2 protein-coding genes are annotated in these 992 nt (G+C 54.4%); both read left to right on the top strand.

Features of this window, described 5'->3' with window-relative positions:
* Nucleotides 1-404 (top strand): substrate-binding domain-containing protein (locus A3730_RS26270; protein ID WP_197477652.1); only part of this gene is annotated, 404 nt, incomplete at its 5' end.
* Nucleotides 405-535: 131 nt separating this feature from the next.
* Nucleotides 536-992, top strand: a 457-nt coding sequence (locus tag A3730_RS26265; RefSeq protein WP_156501383.1) for a DUF1302 family protein, incomplete at its 3' end; no start/stop codon positions are given.

The raw sequence follows: 992 nt of genomic DNA, 5'->3' as shown, positions 1-992 counted from the left end.
CATTCGCCAGGCCGGACCACCCTCTGTCCGGTGAGAAAGATATTTCCGTAGAACAGCTAAGCCGGTATCCTCTGGTCGCGCCACAGGTTCTGTCATCAGGGCACCGCCTGCGCAGCATGTTGCGTGCCAGGGAAAATGCCCTGGGCCTGACGCCCGGTGTTATCTGTAGTGACTACGAGGCCACCAGGAAGCTTCTGCTGGAAACNGATGCTTGGGCGATTGCCCCGGAAATTCAGTACCAAACCGAACTTAGCGAGAATGTACTGTTGTCACTGGACATCCCTTCACTGAATTACGCCATTCAACTGGCTGTGGTTGAGCCGAAGGACCAGCCGCGAACGGCCGCATCTGAACGTTTCCTTCGGATCTGCCGTAGTCATTTCTGTCCGCCGGACAATGCGTGATGCACCTTTTTTATTCCAATATACCTATTAAGCATTATATTCCAGGGTCCTCGCTGTCTTAGCATGCCGTCAATACCCTCCCCGCAGTCAGCTGCGGTGGGGAAACCAAAATAAGAAAAGACGGCCGAACAATGAAGATGCGATTTCCTTGCAGAGCCCCCGAAAAGATTGTCCTGTCTGCCGCCCTGGCGACCAGTTTTGCCACAGCGACCGCCATGGCCACAGAGAGGCAAGCGGTTAACAATGATATGGACGTGAAGGTTTCCGGCAGCCTTATCGCTGGCGCAATCTGGACGGCGGAGAATGCCAATCCGGACTATATTTTTCGGCGCAACGCCCAGGTCGTAGGCAAAAGTGACTTGTCCATGTACAACCCGAAGGGCGGGCGCAATGGTGATGATGGCCGACTTAATTACACCGGCAAGGAGCTGGCCTCCACACCCGTGATCCTTAATGCCAAGCTGGAGGCCCGTTTCCGGAACTATAAAGCAGTTGTTGCCGGCAAAGCCTGGTATGACCATCACCAACTTCATCACGATGTCCCTTTTGGCTCTCTCGCTAACGGCTATCAGGCCAATGTCCCTTTGG

The organism is Alcanivorax sp. HI0044 (genome assembly GCF_001634945.1).
This window is presented reverse-complemented; position numbering and strand designations above follow the sequence as displayed.